Here is a 21115-nt window from a genome sequence, read left to right as displayed (position 1 = left end):
GTAGATACTGTGATTTCCGTTGCAGTAAAACGCTACGGCGCACACGAACGCGAAGAGCGGCAGATCTATTATATTTCACCCAATGCACGAACGATATCGATTATCGGAAAAAGGATTTTCTTATCTTCGTCAGAAAGAGGAGACAACGGGGGGATAGGATTTCCTACATTATATCCTAAATATTCCAATCCCGCCTTGATAGATCGCGCCAAGCCGAAACGAGAAAATGCTTCATTCAATGGCCACATATTTTTTTGTAATTCAAGCGCCGCTTCGATATTACCCCGCTTTGACAACTCATAGAGTTTTATACAGGTTTTCGGAGCAAGACAGGCAGGCCCCGCCATCCATCCGACTCCGTCGAGCATCGAGACAAAGAGCGGAATATGGGCGGATGCTGAGAAAAATTTATATCGCGTATTAAAGCGGTTTTTTAAATTTAATAATTTTCCGGTTATACCCGACGCATCTTTATAATAAACAATATTCGAAACATCGGAAATCATTTCAAAGACTTCTGCCGGAATTTCAAAGTGCATAAATTTCGGATTCGAGTATAAGACACACGGTACATCGGGAACACTCTCCGCTATGCTACGATAATAAGCGGCTATACATTCCATCGATAGCGGAAAATACATCTCAAGCATGATAACGATCGCGCTTACCCCTAAATACGCGAATACTTTAGCTTCTGTCCGTGTCTGCTCAATTGAAAAACCGGAAACACCGGCGATGACAGGAACCTTGCCTGACGCGGCATCTACAGCGACAGAAACGATTTCTTTCTTTTGATTAAAATTCAAATACGGAAATTCACCGGAACTTCCAAGTACGCACAGCCCGTGTACTCCATCACGTATTAAATCGGTGCACAATCGTTGTAATGCGTCAGCGATAATATTTCCGTTTTTATCTATCGGGCTCACCAAATATGGAATAATGCCGTGTAATTCTATCATATTTTACCGTTCCAATAATTCCAAAAAAAATTCCGTCGCTTTTTGTGAATTGACATTACAGCAAAGCATATGATCTCCCCGAAGAAAATCAAAAATCATCATACCGCTTGATTTCGAAGATTTTGTTTCAATATGTATCGCACATTTCCTCTTCTCTGCCAAGTCGGGGTATTTCATTACCAAAAATGCAAGTACGTCATGTAACGGCATCTTTGCATCTTCTCCTCTATCGCTGTGCGCCCTACAGCATGATGCCACAATACCGGAAACGGATGATGGCACATCTTGCGGCAAATCCGCAGTTTTTATCGTTACTTGCATAGTGATATCAAGCGGAACTATAGTAACCGACGGAAAAGAGGCAAATACAATTTTTGCCGCTTCAGGATCGTTGTAAATATTCGCCTCTGCAACGGCGGATGAATTACCGCATTCTTTCCACGTTCCTCCCATAACGGTAATTTCTTTTATAAGATACGGCAATTCGGGACAAAGCAAAACAGCCAGTGCAATATTCGTAAGCGGTCCTGTGCATAATAAAGAAAATTCCTTCGGATTCCTTTTTACCGTGTCCACAATAAACGACGCAGCATGCACAGAATCCTCTATTACATTATGAATATTTTTTGTATGCGACCATGCAGTATGAAGAGTGCATAATACATCATCGCAATATCTGCAACCGGGGAGCGGACGTCGTACCAAGGGATGAGATACACCGGGAACGAAATGTATGTCCGATATCTCCTGTTCTTCGAGAAAAGCACATGCCGTTTTACAGCGCTCTACACTCGGAATTCTCCGCCCGTATGCCGTTACTCCCGCTATTTCGACATCGGGATCCTTTACCATCGCAAATAACGCAAGCAAATCATCTCCGAGCAAATCGGTATCAAAAAGTATTTTTTTCATATCGTTATATCTCCGTATGAAGACATAATTTTTGAACACACATAGCAAAATGTTTTTTCCGCATCGACGTCCTTTGCAACCAGATGAGGAAATGTTTTTTCTCCGTGCAGTTTAATATCGATAAGTGTTTTTCCGCGCGTAAATTCTCCGTCCGTATCGATATCGATTTTACAGGGTACAAACGTAAACCATTCGGGATACAGCAGTCCGATTATCGGCATGACATCATGGAAAAAGGCATACGGAATTTCATAACCGTCGCGTTGTGCTCTGAAATGCATAAAGGAAATACATTCTTGAGCAAGATATCGTAAAAAAGGGCTTCCGGAATTCATCCACGATTTCAAGTCATCCGGAACAATTTTACGTTTCTTTGTCACATCAAGTCCGAACATTACGATTTTTAGGGGAAACGAAAAAACGAATTGTGCAGCTTCGGGATCGCAGAGCATATTAAATTCCGCTTCACCGCCGCCTACACCCGGCTCATGCCAAGATCCGCCCATCATATATAATGCTTTGATTTTATGCACTACTTCAGGATACATCGACAATGCCGCAGCAATATTAGTGAGCGGTCCGATCGTTACTACATACAAAGGTTCGGAAGATTTTAATAATTTTCCTGCAATAAAATCGGCGCTTGTCATTCCATTGCCGAAAGTGCGCTGCATTTCGACGGGTTCTTGTTTTTTCCATCGTTTGTACACCCACAATGACGGGTTCCAACAGCGTGCAGCAAACGACGCATGTTCGACGGTACTTCCGATCATACGAAGCAGACGATCGATATTCGGCCCCGACTTTTCACCGGGAACATTTCCTGCCGACGGACTTATACCTTTAACGGAAAGCGCAGGCTCGGAAAGCGCAAGCAGAATAGCAAGCGCATCGTCGACATCGGCATTTTTACTTCCAAGCGCCATATCGCTATCTATCAGTATAGAAAAAACGGACATAGTTATTCTTTAATTCCGGAACTTGCAATACCGAGTATATAATACCGTTGTAAGGGAAGTACGATCAAAATCGGCACAACGATGGAAATTGCACAGGCCGCAAAAATTTGATTCCAATACACTTCGTTATCTTGCGATAAATCCGCAATAGCAACCTGCATTACTTTCATTGCAGGCGACCGCCCCGAAAGCAATGGCCATAAAAACGCCTCCCATTGGTCCATAAAAATAATAATCCCCGCACTTACGATAATAGGAAGCGACATGGACATATAAATTTTTCCGTAAATCGTCAGCCACGACGCGCCGTCAATCCTTCCCGCTTCCAGATACGATTTCGGTATATCCATAAAAAATTGACGAAATAAAAAAATGGATAATCCGTTTGCAACGGCAGGGAGAATAAGCGCCCAATAAGTATCGATCATGCGCAATCCGCTTACGATTTGATATAGAGGAAGTGCAATGGAACTGAACGGAATCATAAATGTAATAAGTACGATCACAAATAAAATATTTTTACCTTTAAAATCGAATACGGAAAAAGAAAATGCACAAAGAGAAGTAACCAGTACCCCGAGGATCACGGTGCTGAACGTTACAAAGAAACTGTTAAATATTGCGCGTCCGAAATTTCGTTTTACAAGGATATCTTGAAAAGCACCGAAATACAATTTCGTATCGAACCATAATGCCTTTGTACTAAAAGGCATGAGCGCGGCAAAAATCGACTTATCCGTTTTAAACGCCGAGATCACAACCCAATAAATCGGAAGCAAAAACACTATTGAAAAAAAAATAAGTGCCGTATATTTTACAATTTTGGCTGCAACGATTTGTTTATGTACCATCAAATTTATGTCTCCCTAGAACGAATAAATTTGAACTCACAGAAAACGACTGTTAAAATCATTAAAATAATAATGATAATCATCGCATTTCCGACGCCTCTATCCGTATAAATAAAAACATTTTTATACGCTTCGTACATTGCGACGTTTGTTGCATTTTCCGGCCCGCCGCCGGTAAGAATATACATCGGTGTAAACATTAAAAAATTTTGTGTAGTATCTGCAACGATTACAAATAAAAGCGTACGTTTCATCATAGGCAATGTAATATACCAAAAACTTTGCCATGCGCGGGCACCGTCTATCCATGCCGATTCATATAAACTTTGAGAAATATTTTGCAGGCCGCTTATTAAAAAAATCATCCAATATCCGACACATCTCCAGGATACGAGAAATATGATACTTCCCAGAGCTTGAGACGGACTTGTCAAAAATTGCAGCGGTTTAATTCTTATCAATCCTAAAATCGAATTAATAAATCCTCCGTTCGGATTAAACATTATTCCCCAAATAGTAGCGGTAATCGCCAACGACATCGTAAACGGCACAAAGAAAATCGTCCGAAACGCTCCCATCCCTTTGCCGTGTTTATATACAAGCAAGGCAAGTATGAATGCCCATAACACTTCAAAAGGATTAACGATAAGCGTAAAAATTAATGTATTTCTCAACGATTTTAAGAAAACGGGATCCGTTAATGCAAATACATAATTTTTTAAACCGCAAAATTTCCGCGTGATACCGCCCACAAAACTTACTGTCGTAAAACTGTCCAACAGAGAGGAAATGATCGGTGCGAGGCGAAAAATACCGAGACCAAAAAAAGCAGGGACTAAAAACAGATAGGGAATTATCTTCTCTCTTTTTGAAAGAATCATCGACCGCACTCCCGTTCGGACACACCGATATCGATGTGTCCGAAAGCTCCTAATAGCCTTATTTATATTTACGCAACATTCTGTCAACGGATATTTCCGTATTTTCCAGAATAGCTTTTACATCGCCGCCGTTACGAATATCTTCAAATGCATTGGTTAGAAGCGATTCATATTCCAAGTATCCGGGTGAAAGGGGGCGCGGGATTGCAGTATTTCGGCTTTCATAGTTAATCAATGTAAAAATATCAAATGGCCACTTTGTAAATTTCTCATTATCGGCGATATATTCCAATGTCCGCTTATTTGCCGGCAAATGGCCGTCAAGATTGAACCATTCAATACATGATGGATATAATGTAAGAAATTTAATAAACTTTGCAGCAGCATCTTTATTTTTTGAAGATTTATTAATACCCAAGCTCCATGAGCCGGTCGGAGTAACAGGCTTTCCGTTTCTAAAATACGGGTACGGAGCATAATCCCATGTAAGATTTTCATTCTTACTGTATGCCAAATGATTATAATCGGGGCCGATCAACATTGCCAATTTTTCGCTCGGAAAATAAGCGAGCATATCCGAAGCGCTTACCCCTTTCGGCGTTACTTTATGTACATTGAACAAATCCGAAATAAACTGACACGATGTTATCCATGCATCATCCGTCAAAATACCCGATACGGTAAGGCCGTCCTTTCCGATCGCTTTTCCGCCTAATGACTCCGGCATTGTAAGCATTTGATAAGGTCGGCTTATCTGTGCAATACCGAGTCCGAATACTTCCGGTACACCGTCACCGTCCTTATCTATTGTTAATTTTTTTGCAATTTCAACCAATTCTTCCCATGTCAATCGTTTTTCGGGATCTTTTGACAGATGTTCTATACCGGCTTCATCAAAAAGACGCGTATTATAATACAAAACCTGAGATGAATTTACAAAAGGTGCGGCGTACAACTTACCGTTGACAGTACCGTATTGTCTGCATACATCAACGTATTGTGCAAGTTCATCGGCTGAAAAACGATCATTAAGAGAATCGATATAGCCTTTAGCAACATAAGTTGTTGTGAGAGGGCTGTCGATAAACAAAACATCCGGCGTCGGTTCTTTTGAACTCAGTTTAATCTCCACCGCTTCCCAAAGGCTTTTTGTAGGAAGCATTTCCACTTTTACTTTGATATTCGGATTTTGTTTTTCAAATTCAGCAATCATTATCGGAATAGCCGTATCATAGGGCTTGACGGAATTACTCAAAAAAACAATTTCCGTTGTAGCCTCTCCAACTGATATCCTTTTCATACATCCGACCGCAAAAACCGATAAAAAAACCATTAAAAACAGAGCTGTTTTCCGGATAAAAATTTTCATTTTTCCTCCAAAATATAATACGCTAATGGCCTGTTCAAAAACTGAAATTTTTGGACAGTTTTCTTGATGTATATGTGTATATGCGACCCTGCTAGTTTAATCCTATGGAGCATCAAAATATAAATTAGGAAAACATTTTCCGAAAATATTTTTCTAATTTATAAACAGGATATACCTGAAATTCATATTTGTCAAATTTTTTTATATGTTTTTACTTTATTCAAGGTATGCTGAATTTTCATTTTTTATGGAGAAGCTATCAATACGGAAGTGCGGCTGTTTTTTTTACGATACCGTTTTTTTTAGAAAATACAGTTTCTGACAGCCCTTGCCCTGAATAAAGAAGCTACCAGCGAGTCGCGGCGCGCTGCAAGCGATAGATGCTGTGATTTCCGTTGCAGTAAAACGCTACGGCGCACACGAACGCGAAGAGCGGCATGTATTGAAAACCGAACACCGCGCCCGTGATCGCGATCGGCGCAAGGAGCGTATTCGTCGCGCTGCCGAACACCGCGCCGTGGCCGAGCGCCGCACCCAAAAGCGGGGGCAAGCCGAAAAGAGGGGCAGCGATATAGCCGAAAGCCGAACCGATGATAAAAAGCGGCGTAAGCTCTCCGCCTTGAAAACCGGCAGAAAGGCAGACAACGGTAAACAGCAATTTTAAAATCCAGTCGTACGCAAACACGTTTCCGCCCGCAAAAATCGCATCGGTTATCTGAAAACTCAAACCCGCGTATCTTCCGCGATGGGCGACAAAAAGCAGCGCGCTCAAAACCGCGCCGACGATAAAAACCCGCTTGTATTTATTCGGCAGCCAAACTTGAAAACGCTCATGACAATATTTTAAAAGATGCGCAAAAAGCTGCCCCGCGGCGCAAAAGAGCAGGGCGAGCACTGTGAGCTTTGCGATAAAGGGCAGCGTAAACGCCATGTCGCCGCCCATATCCGAAAGCGGCGAATATTCGTGCGTAACACCGAAGAGCCCCGAAACGGCCGACGCGCTCCCCGCTGCGATAATCGCCGGCACGAGTGCATAATAAAAGAGACGCCCCGCGATCATCACTTCGAGCGCAAAGCACACCGCAGCAACGGGCGTACGGAACAAACCCGCAAAACCGCCGGCCATCCCCGCAATGATAAACGTCTGCGCGAGGCGTTTGTTTTTTACGAGCTTTCCGACGGTATATCCGATCACCGCTCCGATTTGGCAGGCAACTCCTTCCCGCCCTACACTCGCCCCTCCGACGTGTCCGAGCCACGTTGCGCCGACGGCAAGCGGCACCATGCGGAACGGAATCGTCCGTCCGTCGTCGAACTCTGCGGCGAACACGAGATTCATACCCTCTTCCGCGCCACCGCCCCACTTGTCGTATACGAACACGATACAAAGCCCAAGCAGCGGTAAAAGCGGAATTAAAAATATTTGATGTGCGTCTCGAAAATTATTAATTAACAATAAGCCTCGTCCGAATACCGCGCACACGGCACCGGAACACACGCCGACTGCGCAGGACAGCGCGCCTATTTTGAGCGCGGATAAAATTCGATACCACCATATATGAAACGTGCGCATAACATACGATTATAATTATTTCACAATTCCGCGTCTATCGCTTTGAAAAAATTTGAAAATTATTTTGAAAACGCGTCATGTACCGCGCTTGCCGCCGAAGGTGCGCATCGGAAGGTTCACACGTATGCCCGTCACAAGTGCAAAACCCGCACAAAACGCATCGCCGAAGGAAGGCATTGAGCCGTCGCGTTTTTTAAAAACGGTATACGAGATGTCTTGTGTAAAACGGATCGACACGCTGCCCGCATCGAGCGGCGGCGTACAAAAAGATATACCGAAAACGCCGGGAAAAGAGGATACGCTCATGCGTTCGCCTGAAAACGTCGGAGCGCCGAGTGCGACGGCAGGACCGGCATATATACGGACTGCGGCAGCGGGCGACAGCACGAGCATAAGCGGAACGAAAACCGCACCTCCTTCGTATCCCCGAATCATTGTGCCGATTCCCGGACAAAGCGGCCATTTCGAAATCGTTACGTCGGCTTCGGTACAAACACCGCGGAAATTTGCGTCAAAAGCATTATCCTTAAAAAACGACCAATCGATTGCCGCCGAAAAACTGCAGTAAAAGTTATCGATAAATGCACCGGAATCGCCGCCGTTCTTTTTTTTCGCAGTATCGATTTTTGACGTACCTTTATGCGACGGCTCGGACGGCGTACCCTTATCGGTTCCGTTTTTATCGGATGGCGCAGTGCCCTTTGCTTTGTTATCGCGATCTTTACCGGAAGAAGGCGCATCGGATTTTTGTTTATCGGAGTTGTCCGAAGCCGCGCCGGCCGCTCCTTTTGCCGAAGAAATAAAACGACCCGCGCCGACGTAATGCGTCTTCCAATATCGCTCGTTCCACGACGAAACGATAACGCCCGTTTTCGGACCGTCACTCGCCGCGTGGATCATTTTATCACCGCCGATGTACAGACCGACATGCGTTATGCGCCCCGACGAAGATGCCGAAAAAAACAACAAGTCACCCGCTTCGATTTTATCGTCCGAAATATGCTCGACAAATCGATATATGGCATGGGAACTCCGCGGAAGCTGCACCTTTGCCGATTTTCGCGCGATAAAATAGATAAAGCCGGAACAATCGAACGATTCCGGACCGGTTGCGCCGTTAACATACGGAGAGCCGATATATTTTTTTGCATCCGCGATAAGAGCTTCGCGTTTCGCCTGAGCCGTTTCCGTTTTCGATGCGGCGTATGCCGCCGAGCAGAGCACAAGCAAAACCATGCCGACGTACAGACTCCTTCGTAAGATTCCCATACTTCTATTATAGGCGAAAAGCGGTAATTTTTTAAAGTTTTTTTTGAAGTTCGGCAATTATGTTTTGAACAGTGGAAAACATCGGCGGCTTATGTTATAGTTATACCAGCCTTGACACGATGAGGATTCTAAACATGGAAAATTATGCATATTTAAGCTGTTCCGGAAATTATTCGGAATTTGATTTTAATCAATATGCAATTCGCTTTAGGACTTCTTCTCATTTACGTAAATACGATGAAATCAAACATTGGGATAACGGATATCTTGTCGTGACAGCCGACTACGACACAACGGGTGCCGTAGAAGAGTATATCGATTTAGTACCTATGTTGAAAAATTTATTTATAGACCCTGAGGATTTTTTAAAACAAATAAAAGAGGTACGGTTAAAAAATGCTTGATGTAAAAGAACTGGCGAACAAGGCTGATGTTATAATAGACGGTTATGCTTTTTTTAAACACGAATCAGGAGTCCGCGTCTTAAATCTCAACAATACGGCACATGCGGCGGTTTTTTCGCGAAAAAACGAAGTTCTTGAAACCACAATGGATGATATTGAAATTTCGATTGTAAAAGATTATTTAAAACGGAGCTGGAAATATATGGAGAATGAAATTGCCTAAATATTATGATTTTAAAGTTTGCGGCTATTATCTGTATTTTACCGCAAAATGTATCATTGAAGCATTTCATGTCCATGCGAGCGATTCAAAATTAACGGAAGAAGGTGCTGCAAAATTTTTTGTAAAAGAAAACGGCGATACGGAAATTCAGAAAAAGGGCGTACTGTCTCAAAAAGAATTAAAAATCATCCAAAAATTCATCAAAGAAAATTATAAAGAAATGTATAAAAAGTGGTCGGCACTCAGCGACAGCGGATTCTTCACGGGAAAATAATTTCAGCAATCCCTTCCGACAGGATTCAGACAGACATAAATCACATAAATTTATCCCCCGATTTCACAATTATGTGATAAAATACTACATTATGACAAACACAAACAATCTTCCCTGGTCGTTTCTCGATTCATACCGCGGCAAAGTGTTCGATACCGAATGGCCGACTTTTCCGCAAGTGTTTCGGATTTCCGCCGAGCGGTTTCCCGACAGTCCGTGCTTTACCGATTTCGACGGCCCGAACGCTTCAAAACGGTCTTTCAGTTACGCGCAAGCGCTGAAAAATATAGAATCGCTTGCGGCGTGGCTCGCGGCGAACGGCATTAAAAAAGGAGATCGGGTTGCCGTAACCGGAAAGAATTCGCCCGAGTGGGCTATCGCGTATTTGGCGATCCTTTTTGCCGGCGGTATTGTCGTCCCGATCGATTACGCGCTGCATGACAACGAAGTCGACAATCTTTTGCGCGTATCGGATCCGAAAATCATCTTCGTCGACGAAGAAAAATATGAATCCCTCGCACGCAATGCCGCCTCTTTGAAAGTCATGTCGCTGAGTCCGAAGTACCCGGAAACCTATGTTTGTAATTTAAAAGCCGACGGTAAAATCGAACCGAACCGGGAAGCCGAAAGCGGCGATGTCGCGGCGATTTTATTTACGTCGGGAACGACGGGTACGCCCAAAGGCGTCATGCTCACGCACGAAAATTTAATAAGCGACTGCTATATCGCGCAGCTGAATTTCAGGCACTACAACGGAGACGTGTTTTACGCGCTCCTTCCGATTCATCATGCGTACACGATGCAGGCGGCGTTTATCAATCCGCTGTCGACGGGAGCCGAAATCGTATTCGGAAAAAACATGGCCGTCTCCCGCCTCATGCGAGAACTGCGCGAAGGTAAGATTACCGTTATGCTCGGTGTGCCGCTTTTGTACAATAAACTGCTCGCCGGCATAAAAAAAGGCATCCGTGAAAAAGGCGTACTCGTCGCAGGTATCATGCGTTTTCTCATGGGATTTTCCTATCTCGTCAAAAAACTCACCGGAAAAAATCCCGGAAAAGTGCTGTTCAAAGCGGTACTCCAACAGGCGAACATCTACACGCTGCGCGTCGCAATCTGCGGAGGCGGACCGCTTTCTTCGAGCGTGTTCAAAGCGTACAACGCTGCGGGTATCAATTTTATTCAAGGGTACGGCTTGACCGAAACGAGTCCCATCATCGCGCTGAATCCGGTCGAACGTTTTAAAATCGAAAGCGTCGGCAAAGATTTTTATCCGTACGAAGAAGTTAAAATTATCAATCCCGATAAAGACGGCATCGGAGAAATCGCCGTCAAAGGCCCGATGGTGATGAAGGGCTATTACAATATGCCGGAAGAAACTGCGAAAATGTTTACCGACGACGGCTTTTTCAAAACGGGCGATGTCGGCAAAATCGACGACGAACGCTATATTTCGTTATGCGGACGGGCAAAGAACATCATCGTCACGTCGGGCGGAAAAAACGTGTATCCCGAAGAGATCGAAGACGCGTTCCAGCTCTACGACAATATTCAGCAGATCACGGCGCAAGGTTATGTCGAAGACAACGAATCGAAATCGGAAAGCATAGAAGCGCTCGTCTATCCGAGCGACGAAGCGTTCAAAAAACTCGGCATAGAACGAGGCGATTCTTTTTCGAACGATGATATACGTCATTTGATCCAAGCCGACGTCGATGCGGTAAATCACACGCTGCAGCCTTATGCGCGGATTACGAAGATAACGATTCTCGATAAGCCGCTGGAAATGACGACGACGCTCAAAGTAAAACGAAATTACAAAAAATAATAATTAATAATTCGAAAAGTTGTGGAAAGCGATGAAATATGCTATACTGTATTAGTGATGATAGAGAAGCGCACCGATAAAAACAGTACACTTCCTCGCACAAAAGCGCATACAAGTAAAGCAAACTACTTGATACAACTGCGCGCATCGCAAATCCTGTTCCCGAGCGCGTGCTCAACTCGTGGGAATTTATCGACGCGATCCGAAACCGGCTTTAATGCGATATAAAATTAATTATTAATTTTTTCGGACGACACGTATCTGCGATCCCGCCCTCCGCGGCTCACTCACGCTCGGCCTCCTCGCTCGCTTGCGCTCGCTTCAGTGGCTGCCTGCAGCACCGCTCCGGCCGGGCGTAGGTTTATACCTCATCTTCATGACCGTACCGAACATAAAGTCGTCGGTAAAGGTGAGTTCTTCGACGGGTTTATGAATATATTCCATGGGGATACCTTCGATTGTTGAGATAGAGCCGGCAGGAAAGCCTCTGCAATATATATCGCCTGTAAAACTGTAAATTACGCGGTTTTTTATGAAAATAAACGTAACTGCCCCGAACGGCGGTTCCGCAGCTCCTTCTCCAAAATCGCTTCAAAAAACTCCGAAATCGCAACATCTCCGCGATATATATAGCGGAGGTTTTATGGTAAAGTATAATCGCCGGTATAAAGATTCGGTCTTTGTCGACTTTTTCGGTGAAGACAAAAACGCAAAAGCGAACTTCCTCGCTCTCTACAACGCATTGCATGAGACAGAGCTTGATACATCGACGGAACTCGAACCGCTCCGTCTCGAACAGGTAATGTACATGGCGTTCCGCAACGATGTCGCCTGCCTCGTCGACGGAAAAATCATCGTATTGGTAGAACACCAATCTACAATCAACGCCAACATGCCGCTCCGCTTTTTACAGTACGCAGCCCGTCTCTACGAGCGCATCCAAAATCCCCGCGACCGCTATCTCCGCAGGTTGAAAAAGATCCCCACGCCGGAGTTCTACGTGTTCTATAACGGGGAAGAAGATTACCCTAAAACAACGACGTTACGCCTCTCCGATGCCTTTATGACGATGCCTGAAAAACCTGCTCTCGAAGTCGTTGTCAGCGTGACGAATATCAATTATAATAAGGGAAGTGAGATCTTACATACGTGCAAAACGCTGAAAGAGTACACGCTGTTCGTAGATGCCGTGAGAAGACACACGAAGCTCGATAGCGAAAACGGCTTTCGGAACGCGATCAAAGAGTGCATACAAAACGACATCTTACAGGAATACTTACAGCGAAAGTCAAAGGAGGTGATGAATATGTTGATTGCCGAATACGATTACGATGTGGATATAGCTGTGCAAAGAGAGGAAGAAAGAGAAATTGCCTTGAAAGAAGGCGAAGCGAAAGGTTTTTCGCTTGGTATCGCACAGGGAAAACAGGAAGGCATTTCCGCCGGCTCACATCAAAAAGCGCTTGAAACGGCTCAAATCTTAAAACAGCTAGGCGATCCCATACAAAAGATTGCCCAAGCGACCGGCCTTACCGAAAAAGAAATCAAACAGCTGTAAGCCGAGCTGCTCGTACGCCAATAATTCGTCACATCTTCGACTGCCTCACGTTTTGCCTTTTTTCATTTATAAGCTTTTCCGTGTATACATTTCCGGCGCGCTCACTTTGAATTGATAATTAATAAAAGTTGTGAAAAGCGATGAAATATGTTATAATAATCATAGGATAGCGGAAGTGTTCGACATCGGAAGACGTGCATCCTGCAAAAGTTTTCAGAGGAGGTTTATGATGACTGTAAACAAGATGACCCCTGTACATTTGTATAGGTGGTGGTGGGGGGGGGGGGGGCTCGGTAAAGCCCTTTTAAAAAAAGTACCGATTACAGCGGGCGCCTTGCTTTTTGCCGCAGCGCTCGTTTTTACAGGCTGCTCCAACGGCAGCGATTCCGGTGGCAGCACCCCGCCCACACCGCCGCCCGTGCAAATGTACAAGGTAGAGCTTGACCACACTATAGGCGGCAATGTAAAAGTAACGCCTGCACTGAGCGAAAACGGCATGGTAGCCGAAAACACCGAGCTCACTTTTACGGCAACGCCGCTTCAAGGCTACGATCTTGAAAAGTGGGAGCTTAACGGCACGGCGGTAAACGGCACGAAGCCTACCTACACGCTCAAAGTTGCGGCAAACGCACAGGTTAAGGTATCCTTTAAACGGAATAGCGAGCCGCTCAGTATGCGCTCAGTAACAATCACACCGCCGCAGCACGGCAGAGTAAGGTCCATGCCCGAAATTCCGTCCGATAACCAAGTGCCCGAAGGCAGCACAATTATCCTTACGGCAGTGCCGGATGAAGGCTATGCGGTGGACACATGGTCGGTTACACCCGAAGGCGATCTGGCAGCAGGAGGTAATGCCAGCAGCAGCACGGCAACGCTGAGCGTAAGCAATGACGTTATCGTAACGGTTACCTTTAAGCAGGTACTGTGTAAAATCGATTTCGGCGTAGACGGCGGACACGGTACGCTTACAGCAAAAGTTGCCGGCAGCAAAATCCATTCGGGCGATATGGTCGAACACGGCGAAACCGTCGTCTTTACGGCAACGCCTAATTCGGGCTACGCAGTCGAAAAATGGATGAACGGCGGCAGCGACATAACCGAAGCGGGAGCGAACGAAACGTACAACCACACGGTAAGTGCGAATGCGAACATCAAAGTAAAGTTTAAATATGCCGGAGCCGCGCTCACGGTAGATACAACAGAGCTTACCGGAACGGTAGGACGTACCTTTACACACCGGTTCGTAACGGGAGGCTCCGGCAGCTATACGGCGGAAGCTGAAACGCCGGACATCCTCACACTTTACACAGACAAACTGAACAGTCAGGGTAAAATCGAGATATGGTGCGAACAAGTCGGTTCAACGCGCATAAAGATAACCGATACAAAAAGCGGGCAAACCGCTTTTTCAGGTCTCATCACCGTTCAAGCTGATGTAAACTACTTTGAAGAAGGCGGCGTGCGTTACCGCGTAACGAACAAAACCGCCCGACAGGTGAGCGTAACCGCCAAGACAAGTGATTCAGACTGGACGCCATACACGGGAACATCGCTTACCATACCCAAAGAAGTTACCCACGGCGGCGTAACCTACACGGTAACGAACATAGAGCGCCCCGACCTTTGGGGAGCTACGCTGCAAAGCGTAACGGTCGTGCCCGATAACGCCTACCTTTCTTCCCAAGACGGCGTTATCTTTAACAAAGATAAAACCGTACTCCTCTGGTACCCGAGAGGCAAACCGGGCGCTTCTTACACCGTTCCTGCAAGCGTAACAAGATTGGGAGAGCACTCTTTTACTAAAGTTGACGCACTGACTTCCGTTACACTGCCAAACGGCTTAAAGACTATTGGAGATTGGACGCTTTATGACTGCAAAAACCTTGTTGCGCTTAATCTGCCGTCTTCGCTGGAATATATCGACGACTGGTCAATTAGAGGCCTAAAAGTGAGCTCGATGGTTATACCGGAAGACATAACGGAACTTCGCAGTTCTATTCTTGCCGCTTGCCCCGAATTGACGTCGGTCGAGCTCCCCTCAACTCTTACCCAAATATGGAAATATGCCTTGTCGTCCGATCCTAAACTGAAGACGGTAACGTGCAAAGCGGCAACTCCGCCGGCTATTCCGGCAGGCGCCCACGTGTTTGCAGGCACGCCCATTGCATCCGCAACGCTCCGCGTCCCCGCCGGCTCCAAAGCACTCTACCAAGCCGCAGAAGGCTGGAAAGACTTCGGCACGATTGTGGAGTATTGACGGTGCCGTCCTAAACGGCATACGGCGAGGGTTTGAAAATCGTACATCCGTGTACGATTTTTAACACGAGTTTCGGCAGGCTTACGCCTGCCGAAACATCGCCGGACTTACAGCGTTTCCGGCATCGTGTGTCCTGCACGGCTTTCAATCGTTGAAATCACCCCCTCCGCACGGATCATCAAATTTTTAACAGACAGGATACTTGATTTTTGGAAGCTCTTGTATTACATTGTAGTAAGGGGTATTATAAATGACTACAATATCAGCAAAAATTACACAGAACGATAAAATAAGTTTTGAACGAATCTGTGATTCTATGGGAATCAATATTTCTTCGGCTATCAATTCTTTTGTAAAGGCCACGATTCGGGAAAATGGCCTGCCCTTTGCACTGAAAGCATCCGAGGATCCGTATATTTATTCGAAAGAAAATATGAAATATTTGCGTAAAAGTATACATCAGATTGAAACCGGAAAATGTCAAATTCATGAACTGAAGGAAACTGATTGATGGTAAAAGTTTGGTCTGATATTGCATGGAAAGATTATTGCCTCCTTTTTGATAAACATCAGCAAAAATTGATAAAAAGTACACATGATTTAATTAAAGATATTGAAAGAAATGGCATTGATAAGGGAAAAGGCCACCCTGAACCATTAAAGCATGAATTATCAGGGTATTGGAGTAGAAGAATAGATGCGGCAAATCGACTTGTATATAAAGTTGAAGATAATAAATTATATATTGTTCAGTGCGGTACACATTATCATCAATAAAAAATGCGTGCGTTCTGCACGGTTTACATCGCTCCCTTTTAAAATCATTTAATCTGTGATATAATGAAAAACAGGAGGACGGTTGAAGCTCACGACTCAAATAGTGCCGCTCGCTTCAACTTCGAGTTTCATCAGGCTGTCGCCTGATGAAACATCGTTTATTGTATGCCGTTTTTCAGGCTAAAGCCTTACAAAACGGCTAAAAAAGGCAATTCGGAAGTTCAAACGTCCTCATTGCCTTTTTTAGGAGGAAGCTATGCCTACAATGACCATGACAAATAAACTGTATCAAGAATTGGAACAGGCAGCCCGAATGACCGGAGCGGCAAAAGATACCATCTTAGAAAATGCCCTCAGCCGCTACCTTGCCGAATTGAAGGAAGATGCCGAAGACGCAGTGTGTGCCGAAAAAGCGTGGAATGACTTTGAAAAAAGCGGAGAAGCTGCAATACCTGCCGACGTTCTGTATAAAGAGCTTGGACTATAACTAAAATGCAAGTCGAATATGCTCCGGCGGCGAGCAAACAGTTTTCACGGCTCGATAAGCCGATACAAAGCCGAATCAAAAAATATATGAGTGAAATCGCTTCGCTTAATAATCCGCGTTCCCGTGGGAAAGCGCTTACTTCAAATCTTTCAGGGCTATGGCGGTACCGCGTCGGCGATTACCGCATTTTATGCCGTATCCGTGACGATAAGCTGATTATCATCGTCATCGAAATCGGACACCGCTCAACGGTGTATCGATGAACAGAGGATAACGATGATACGGGTCTCACCCAAGAAGAGGTGGAATCGATTAGCTAATTACACATTACCCGTTGATATGATAAGCGTCTTATCGCTTGCTCATAGCGGCGTACGGCGGCATCGGTAGATATCTTCCAAAATTGCTTCAAAAAACTCCGAAATTGCAACATCTCCGCGATATATATAGTGAATATTTTGCGGGGAGACCTGTATGAGAAAAAGCTTTGACGACTTAACCATCGCTGATGACTTTATGTTTTGCAAGGTTATGCAGGATAAAGGCATTTGTAAAGAGTTTCTCGAAATGATCTTGTCAGATAAAATCGGGAAGATTGCCTGCCTGTCGCCGCAAAACACTGTAGCAGCCGGCATTGAAGCAAAATCGGTGCGGCTCGACCTGCTCGTAAAAGACGAGGCGGGAAAATCGTACGACATTGAGATGCAGGTAAGCAACGAACACAATATCCCGAAACGCATGAGATATTATCAGGCGGCGCTTGACATCGCATTCTTGGACAAGGGTGTTCACTACAAAACATTAAACGACAGTTATATCCTCTTTATGTGCTTATTCGATGCTATCGGGAACGACAAGCCGCTTTACACGTTCGAAAATATATGCCTTGAAGACCGGCAAACACCCTTACGCGACGGGACAAAAAAGCTTATAATAAATGCGGAAGCTTTTGGAAAAGCCGAAGGTAAAGAACTCAAAGGCTTTTTAGAGTATGTCAAAACCGGAACGGCGAATACGGAATACACAGAGAGGATAGAAACGATGATACAGGCAGTAAAACACAACGAACAGGCACGGCAGGAATACCGCTTTATGTCGGGGTTTGAGATGGATGCACGGGAAGAGGGCATACAACAGGGTAAATCGCTCGGTCTTGCTGAAGGTTCCCGTCAAGCAAAGCTCGAAACGGCACGGCTGATGAAACAGGCAAATTGCGAAATTCCATTCATAGCGAAGATGACCGGCCTTACCAAAGAAGAAGTGAAATCGATTAGCTGAAAGATATCGAAAGCACTTTGCAAAACACCCGATAATACGCTTTCGGTGATGTCCCGGCCGATTCGCGAAAACAAGCCGGCGTCTTACCGTTTGCTCATAGCGGCGGATTTTTCACAGGCGGCTTTTACGGCATCGAATACCGCCGATCGGAAGCCGCCTTTTTCCAAAGCGGCGACCCCTTCGATCGTCGTACCGCCGGGAGAGCATACGGCATCTTTCAGAGCGGCGGGATTTTTTCCGCCGGCAAGAACCGCAGCGGCCGCTCCCTTTACCGTCTGCGCCGCATAGACGCAGGCCGCATCTCTCGGCATACCGCAGCGTACGGCGGCATCGGCAAGCGCTTCGATAAACACGAACGCGTATGCCGGCCCCGAACCGCTCACCGCCGTTACGCAGTCCATAAGTTTTTCATCGACGCGCTCGACTTTCCCTGAAGCATCGAGGAGGGTGCATATAGCCGCAACGCGCTCTTCGCTTACATCGCTTGAAGCTGCAAGGGCGGTCATCCCTTCTCCTACGGAAACGGGCATATTCGGCATAATGCGAATGGCGGGTTTTCCCGAAGCTTTAGAGAGCGTTTCGAGCGGAACACCTGCGGCCATGGAAACGACTGTCGCATCGCCTTTGAGAGAGCCCGAAATCTCTTCAAGCACGGAAAGAACGTAAGCGGGCTTTACCGCGATAAAAATATAATCGCTTTTTCGGGCGGCTTCCGTATTCGTCGGAACCGCGATACACTTCGTTTCCGCCGCGATCGCTTCGGCGTGTTCGAAATGCTTTGCGCTCACTTTCACCGACTGCGGATCGATTCTTTTGCACAGCGCGCGGATAACCGCTCCTCCCATCGCCCCGCATCCGATAACGCTTACCGTAATTTTTTTCATATCGAAAGCATCCGCCATATCCGCCTCGCTTTAAAAAAATTAATAATCAATGACCGGCCGTAAGCACCGCCGTTTTCGCAAACGCGTATTCAATGCCGGTTCCCACGAATGCACATACGCTGTCGGTTTTCGCATAATTTCTGCAAACGCGTATTCGATGCGGTTTCAAAACCATTAACTCGCGTTTCAAGACCGCCTGATATCCTGCAGCAGTTTTTCTTCATCGGCAAAAAAGAGCGTGCCGCATTCCTTTCCCGCCGCAAGATTTTCAATCGCATTTTCCGTACCCTTTGCAAGAAGGAGCGGGATACCGTACGATGTCGAAAGTTCGGCCGCTTCGAGTTTCGTTTCGATGCCCCCGGTACCGAACGAATTCGTCGCACCGATCGTAATCGATTTTCGAAGAGACGCGATATCGGTTACCGTCGCAACGAGTTTTGCGTCTTTGTTCGTCTTGGGATTGTCGGTGTAAGCGCCGTCGATGTCGCTGAACAAAATCAAAAGATCCGCGCTCCACAAAACGGCTGTCAGCGCGCTCAGATTGTCGTTGTCGCCGATTCTGATTTCATCGAAAGACACCGAATCGTTTTCGTTGATGATCGGAACGACGCCTTCGTCGACGAGCGTAAAGAGTGTATTCCGTATATTGAGCGTGCGATGATCGTTCGTAAAATCGTCCTTCGTCAAAAGCAGCTGACCGATATGCAGACCGTATTTATTGAACGCACTCCGCCATCTGTCCATGAGTTCGACCTGCCCGATCGCGCACAACGCCTGCCGATAGTGAACGTCGCGTTTTCGCGCCCACTCTTTGATCGTCGCAAGCCCGCTGATCTGCGCGCCGGACGACACGACGACAATCTGTTTGCCGCCGTCGATGAGCGCCTTCGTTTGACGTGCGAAGTTTTCCATAAAGCCGTCGTTCGGCAAACCCGTCGTATCCGCAAGCGTGTTACTGCCGATTTTGATAACGATTTTCCGCGACCGATTAATAATTTCCGCGATCGCTTTTCCGTTTACCGTTTCCGTTTCACTCATCGAATTTGTCCTTCGCCGTCGATGACGTATTTCGTCGTCGTCAGCGCTTTGATGCCCATAGGCCCGCGCACATGGAGTTTTTGCGTACTTATGCCGAGTTCCGCTCCGAAGCCGAACTCTCCGCCGTCGGTAAAGCGCGTCGACGCATTGACGTAGACACAGGCGGCATCGACTTGCGCTTGAAATTTGCGGGCATGAGAGAGGTCGTTCGTCACGATGCATTCGGAATGTTTCGTGTTGTGTGCGTTTATGAATTCGATCGCTTCGTCGACCGAGTCGACGGCGCGGACGGCGCATACGTAATCGAGAAACTCAAATCCGAAGTCTTCGTCCTTTGCACGCACGACGCAGTCCGCCCCGTAGAGCCCGCCTTTTGCAGCTTCGTCTTTTTCGGATGCGGCTTTCAAAATCGGATAGCACACATCGTCCGCGCGGAGCTGCGCACGGCCGGCCAATTTTTTTTCAAGCAGCGGCAAAAAATCATTCGCAATTTTTTTATTGACCAAAATACATTCGATCGCATTACACGCGCCGGGACGCTGGAGTTTCGCGTTTTCTGCAATCGCCGCTGCCGTCTCCGCGTCCGCCGTTTCATCGACATAGAGATGGCACACGCCGCTTCCCGTTTCGATGACGGGCACGCGCGCATTTTGCACGACGTTTTGTATGAGCGCTTTGCCGCCGCGCGGAATCACGACATCGATTTTTCCGACGGCGTGCAAAATCTCCGTAACGTCTTCGCGGCTTTCACTTTCCGAAAGTTCGACCGCTTCGGGAACGCCCGCTTTTTGCAATCCGTCTTTGATCGTGCAAACGAGCGCTTTATTCGATTCGAGCGCGGAAGACGATCCGCGCAGCAAAATCGCATTGCCGCTTTTGTATGCGAGGCAAAATGCGTCCACGGTAACGTTCGGCCGCGATTCGTAGATGATCGCCGCGACGCCGAGTGGAACGCGCACTTGCCGTATCCGCATACCGTTCGGTGTCGTCCAGCCGGCGACGACTTCGCCCACGGGATCTTCCTGCGCGATGACGATGCGCATACCTGCGATGATATCGTCTATTTTTTTATCGTCGAGCGAAAGCCTTTCGACAAGAGCGCGCGGCATACCCGCCTTTTCGGCACGGCTCACGTCGAGCGCGTTAGCCGCAAGGAGCGCGGAACGGCTTGAATCGATACGGGCGGCAACGGCAAAAAGTGCGCCGTTTTTTTGCGCCGTGCTTTGCAGGGCAAGTTTTTCGGCTCCTCGCCGAAGAGAGGCGCATACGCTGTTCAAATCCATCATCTGCCTCAAAAAAGAAAAAGCCGGGAACACGCTGAACCCGGCCGC

23 protein-coding genes are annotated in these 21115 nt (G+C 46.4%); 11 read left to right on the top strand and 12 right to left on the bottom strand.

Translation table 11 applies throughout. The annotated features are described in order from the left end of the window. Nucleotides 1–68: 68 nt before the first annotated feature. The 8 genes from IZU26_RS10665 to IZU26_RS10630 all read right to left on the bottom strand — a co-directional run bounded on the left by IZU26_RS10665 (nt 69) and on the right by IZU26_RS10630 (nt 8776). Complete coding sequence (locus tag IZU26_RS10665; RefSeq protein WP_021329652.1) at nt 69–962, bottom strand: dihydrodipicolinate synthase family protein; 894 nt, start codon at nt 960–962, stop codon at nt 69–71. Between the two features lie 3 nt (nt 963–965). Beyond that, the gene (locus tag IZU26_RS10660; RefSeq protein ID WP_433278950.1) at nt 966–1874 is read right to left on the bottom strand and encodes a nucleoside hydrolase; all 909 of its coding nucleotides are present in this window, start codon (nt 1872–1874) and stop codon (nt 966–968) included. After that, complete coding sequence (locus IZU26_RS10655; RefSeq protein WP_433278948.1) at nt 1871–2833, bottom strand: nucleoside hydrolase; 963 nt, start codon at nt 2831–2833, stop codon at nt 1871–1873. Before IZU26_RS10655 ends, IZU26_RS10660 begins: the two co-directional genes overlap by 4 nt. 2 nt (nt 2834–2835) lie before the next feature. Beyond that, nucleotides 2836–3684, bottom strand: a complete 849-nt coding sequence (locus IZU26_RS10650) for a carbohydrate ABC transporter permease (protein ID WP_433278946.1) — start codon at nt 3682–3684, stop codon at nt 2836–2838. A gap of 5 nt (nt 3685–3689) precedes the next feature. Further along, nucleotides 3690–4565, bottom strand: a complete 876-nt coding sequence (locus tag IZU26_RS10645) for a carbohydrate ABC transporter permease (protein ID WP_433278944.1) — start codon at nt 4563–4565, stop codon at nt 3690–3692. A gap of 58 nt (nt 4566–4623) precedes the next feature. Next, nucleotides 4624–5934 carry an extracellular solute-binding protein gene (locus tag IZU26_RS10640; protein WP_433278942.1) on the bottom strand — a complete coding sequence of 437 codons (1311 nt, stop codon included), beginning with the start codon at nt 5932–5934 and terminating at the stop codon, nt 4624–4626. A gap of 346 nt (nt 5935–6280) precedes the next feature. Next, nucleotides 6281–7507: a chloride channel protein gene (locus tag IZU26_RS10635; RefSeq protein ID WP_433278940.1), complete on the bottom strand. Its 1227-nt coding sequence runs from the start codon at nt 7505–7507 to the stop codon at nt 6281–6283. Nucleotides 7508–7582: 75 nt separating this feature from the next. After that, nucleotides 7583–8776 (bottom strand): C40 family peptidase, encoded by a 1194-nt coding sequence (locus IZU26_RS10630; protein WP_433278938.1) that lies wholly within the window; start codon nt 8774–8776, stop codon nt 7583–7585. Nucleotides 8777–8910: 134 nt separating this feature from the next. On the opposite strand from IZU26_RS10630, the gene IZU26_RS10625 reads away from it, so the two are divergent. The 4 genes from IZU26_RS10625 (at nt 8911) to IZU26_RS10610 (ending at nt 11505) form a co-directional block, all read left to right on the top strand. Then, entirely contained in the window at nt 8911–9180 is a 270-nt protein-coding gene (locus tag IZU26_RS10625; protein ID WP_021329686.1) for a DUF7724 family protein, read from the top strand. Next, entirely contained in the window at nt 9173–9403 is a 231-nt protein-coding gene (locus IZU26_RS10620; RefSeq protein WP_021329641.1) for a DUF7723 family protein, read from the top strand. Before IZU26_RS10625 ends, IZU26_RS10620 begins: the two co-directional genes overlap by 8 nt. Continuing rightward, a complete protein-coding gene (locus IZU26_RS10615; protein WP_315327474.1) occupies nt 9390–9677 on the top strand; it encodes a DUF4160 domain-containing protein in 288 nt (95 codons plus the stop codon). Before IZU26_RS10620 ends, IZU26_RS10615 begins: the two co-directional genes overlap by 14 nt. A gap of 91 nt (nt 9678–9768) precedes the next feature. After that, on the top strand, nt 9769–11505 hold the full coding sequence (locus tag IZU26_RS10610; protein WP_433278936.1) for an AMP-dependent synthetase/ligase: 1737 nt from the start codon (nt 9769–9771) through the stop codon (nt 11503–11505). A gap of 321 nt (nt 11506–11826) precedes the next feature. On the opposite strand, the gene IZU26_RS10605 is transcribed toward IZU26_RS10610, so the two are convergent. Next, entirely contained in the window at nt 11827–11949 is a 123-nt protein-coding gene (locus tag IZU26_RS10605) for a hypothetical protein (RefSeq protein ID WP_021329643.1), read from the bottom strand. A 199-nt stretch (nt 11950–12148) separates the two neighbouring features. Here IZU26_RS10605 and IZU26_RS10600 point away from each other — a divergent pair, with 199 nt between their 5' ends. From IZU26_RS10600 to IZU26_RS10570, 7 genes are all read left to right on the top strand, one after another. Further along, entirely contained in the window at nt 12149–13063 is a 915-nt protein-coding gene (locus IZU26_RS10600) for an Rpn family recombination-promoting nuclease/putative transposase (RefSeq protein WP_433278934.1), read from the top strand. Nucleotides 13064–13289: 226 nt separating this feature from the next. Continuing rightward, on the top strand, nt 13290–15320 hold the full coding sequence (locus tag IZU26_RS10595; RefSeq protein ID WP_433278932.1) for an InlB B-repeat-containing protein: 2031 nt from the start codon (nt 13290–13292) through the stop codon (nt 15318–15320). Nucleotides 15321–15570: 250 nt separating this feature from the next. Beyond that, nucleotides 15571–15831 (top strand): type II toxin-antitoxin system RelB/DinJ family antitoxin, encoded by a 261-nt coding sequence (locus IZU26_RS10590; protein WP_433278930.1) that lies wholly within the window; start codon nt 15571–15573, stop codon nt 15829–15831. Continuing rightward, nucleotides 15831–16097, top strand: a complete 267-nt coding sequence (locus IZU26_RS10585) for a Txe/YoeB family addiction module toxin (protein WP_433278928.1) — start codon at nt 15831–15833, stop codon at nt 16095–16097. The genes IZU26_RS10590 and IZU26_RS10585 overlap by 1 nt, the downstream gene beginning before the upstream one ends. A 256-nt stretch (nt 16098–16353) precedes the next feature. Continuing rightward, a complete protein-coding gene (locus IZU26_RS10580) occupies nt 16354–16584 on the top strand; it encodes a hypothetical protein (protein WP_433278926.1) in 231 nt (76 codons plus the stop codon). Nucleotides 16585–16589: 5 nt separating this feature from the next. Continuing rightward, nucleotides 16590–16847 (top strand): type II toxin-antitoxin system RelE family toxin, encoded by a 258-nt coding sequence (locus IZU26_RS10575; protein ID WP_433278924.1) that lies wholly within the window; start codon nt 16590–16592, stop codon nt 16845–16847. Nucleotides 16848–17058: 211 nt separating this feature from the next. After that, on the top strand, nt 17059–17862 hold the full coding sequence (locus IZU26_RS10570) for an Rpn family recombination-promoting nuclease/putative transposase (protein WP_433278922.1): 804 nt from the start codon (nt 17059–17061) through the stop codon (nt 17860–17862). An 83-nt stretch (nt 17863–17945) separates the two neighbouring features. Here the strand turns inward: IZU26_RS10570 and proC are convergent, their stop codons facing one another. The 3 genes from proC to IZU26_RS10555 form a co-directional block, all read right to left on the bottom strand. Further along, nucleotides 17946–18764 (bottom strand): pyrroline-5-carboxylate reductase, encoded by an 819-nt coding sequence (gene proC, locus IZU26_RS10565; RefSeq protein ID WP_433278920.1) that lies wholly within the window; start codon nt 18762–18764, stop codon nt 17946–17948. Nucleotides 18765–18932: 168 nt separating this feature from the next. Further along, a complete protein-coding gene (proB, locus tag IZU26_RS10560; RefSeq protein ID WP_433278918.1) occupies nt 18933–19784 on the bottom strand; it encodes a glutamate 5-kinase in 852 nt (283 codons plus the stop codon). Next, a complete protein-coding gene (locus IZU26_RS10555) occupies nt 19781–21067 on the bottom strand; it encodes a glutamate-5-semialdehyde dehydrogenase (protein ID WP_433279017.1) in 1287 nt (428 codons plus the stop codon). Before IZU26_RS10555 ends, proB begins: the two co-directional genes overlap by 4 nt. Between the last annotated feature and the right edge of the window lie 48 nt (nt 21068–21115).

Origin of the sequence: Treponema sp. SP13 (assembly GCF_050938355.1) — a bacterium.
GTDB classification, from domain to species: Bacteria; Spirochaetota; Spirochaetia; order Treponematales; family Treponemataceae; genus Treponema_D; species Treponema_D socranskii.
Note: the sequence above shows the minus strand (reverse complement) of the source record. Positions and strands in the feature narration are given on the sequence as shown.

Bases quoted from the DNA above. Each gene is read 5' to 3' on its own strand.
- IZU26_RS10665 (WP_021329652.1), bottom strand. From the start codon at position 962: ATGATAGAATTACACGGCATTATTCCATATTTGGTGAGCCCGATAGAT.
- IZU26_RS10660 (WP_433278950.1), bottom strand. From the start codon at position 1,874: ATGAAAAAAATACTTTTTGATACCGATTTGCTCGGAGATGATTTGCTT.
- IZU26_RS10655 (WP_433278948.1), bottom strand. From the start codon at position 2,833: ATGTCCGTTTTTTCTATACTGATAGATAGCGATATGGCGCTTGGAAGT.
- IZU26_RS10650 (WP_433278946.1), bottom strand. From the start codon at position 3,684: ATGGTACATAAACAAATCGTTGCAGCCAAAATTGTAAAATATACGGCA.
- IZU26_RS10645 (WP_433278944.1), bottom strand. From the start codon at position 4,565: ATGATTCTTTCAAAAAGAGAGAAGATAATTCCCTATCTGTTTTTAGTC.
- IZU26_RS10640 (WP_433278942.1), bottom strand. From the start codon at position 5,934: ATGAAAATTTTTATCCGGAAAACAGCTCTGTTTTTAATGGTTTTTTTA.
- IZU26_RS10635 (WP_433278940.1), bottom strand. From the start codon at position 7,507: ATGCGCACGTTTCATATATGGTGGTATCGAATTTTATCCGCGCTCAAA.
- IZU26_RS10630 (WP_433278938.1), bottom strand. From the start codon at position 8,776: ATGGGAATCTTACGAAGGAGTCTGTACGTCGGCATGGTTTTGCTTGTG.
- IZU26_RS10625 (WP_021329686.1), top strand. From the start codon at position 8,911: ATGGAAAATTATGCATATTTAAGCTGTTCCGGAAATTATTCGGAATTT.
- IZU26_RS10620 (WP_021329641.1), top strand. From the start codon at position 9,173: ATGCTTGATGTAAAAGAACTGGCGAACAAGGCTGATGTTATAATAGAC.
- IZU26_RS10615 (WP_315327474.1), top strand. From the start codon at position 9,390: ATGAAATTGCCTAAATATTATGATTTTAAAGTTTGCGGCTATTATCTG.
- IZU26_RS10610 (WP_433278936.1), top strand. From the start codon at position 9,769: ATGACAAACACAAACAATCTTCCCTGGTCGTTTCTCGATTCATACCGC.
- IZU26_RS10605 (WP_021329643.1), bottom strand. From the start codon at position 11,949: ATGGAATATATTCATAAACCCGTCGAAGAACTCACCTTTACCGACGAC.
- IZU26_RS10600 (WP_433278934.1), top strand. From the start codon at position 12,149: ATGGTAAAGTATAATCGCCGGTATAAAGATTCGGTCTTTGTCGACTTT.
- IZU26_RS10595 (WP_433278932.1), top strand. From the start codon at position 13,290: ATGATGACTGTAAACAAGATGACCCCTGTACATTTGTATAGGTGGTGG.
- IZU26_RS10590 (WP_433278930.1), top strand. From the start codon at position 15,571: ATGACTACAATATCAGCAAAAATTACACAGAACGATAAAATAAGTTTT.
- IZU26_RS10585 (WP_433278928.1), top strand. From the start codon at position 15,831: ATGGTAAAAGTTTGGTCTGATATTGCATGGAAAGATTATTGCCTCCTT.
- IZU26_RS10580 (WP_433278926.1), top strand. From the start codon at position 16,354: ATGCCTACAATGACCATGACAAATAAACTGTATCAAGAATTGGAACAG.
- IZU26_RS10575 (WP_433278924.1), top strand. From the start codon at position 16,590: ATGCAAGTCGAATATGCTCCGGCGGCGAGCAAACAGTTTTCACGGCTC.
- IZU26_RS10570 (WP_433278922.1), top strand. From the start codon at position 17,059: ATGAGAAAAAGCTTTGACGACTTAACCATCGCTGATGACTTTATGTTT.
- proC (WP_433278920.1), bottom strand. From the start codon at position 18,764: ATGGCGGATGCTTTCGATATGAAAAAAATTACGGTAAGCGTTATCGGA.
- proB (WP_433278918.1), bottom strand. From the start codon at position 19,784: ATGAGTGAAACGGAAACGGTAAACGGAAAAGCGATCGCGGAAATTATT.
- IZU26_RS10555 (WP_433279017.1), bottom strand. From the start codon at position 21,067: ATGGATTTGAACAGCGTATGCGCCTCTCTTCGGCGAGGAGCCGAAAAA.